A 549-nucleotide genomic window follows, 5' to 3' on the forward strand; every position below is an offset into this window, starting at 1 on the left:
CAAATATCTACTGATATTTTTCTCACCTCTACACTTGGGTCTGCTTCACATTCAATCATTTAATTTATCTCATTTTAGTAAGCTTGAAGTTACTTAGCGCAGTAAAGAAGCGCACACTTTTAGCGTGCATCTCTAATTTGAATATTTAAGTTATGAATCAAAAACTGTGAGCAAAAAATGCATAATAGGTTTATTTAAGTATAAGATAAGCACCTGTTGATCTCGGTATTTAACTAACTCTTTGACTATGCGTTTTGTTTCCCTATGCATTACTTCAATCCTGCTCTGCTCGTCTCCTTTGGCATATGAGCTAGATTACTATTCTAAGTTTGGTCACATCGATAATTACGGCAATCTTGATCTTAGAAACAAGCCTTACACCCAACTACCCTCTGGCCTAGTGGTAAAGGGCAACTTAAACATCTCACAAACCCCTATCAAAACCTTGCCCAAAGGGCTTGATGTTGAAGGCAGTCTGGAAGCAACTAACAGCGCACTCAAAGTTATTCGCTCAGGAACAAAGATAAAAGGCTATGCAAACCTACTAGG

Annotated in this window: 1 pseudogene; it reads left to right on the forward strand. The window is 37.9% G+C overall.

Annotated elements, in window-relative coordinates:
* Window positions 1-247: 247 nt before the first annotated feature.
* Window positions 248-549 (forward strand): annotated as a pseudogene (locus IQR33_RS36040) (hypothetical protein); the annotation flags it as partial.

This window comes from Vibrio sp. OPT46 (assembly GCF_015163535.1).
Taxonomy (GTDB): Bacteria; Pseudomonadota; Gammaproteobacteria; order Enterobacterales; family Vibrionaceae; genus Vibrio; species Vibrio alginolyticus.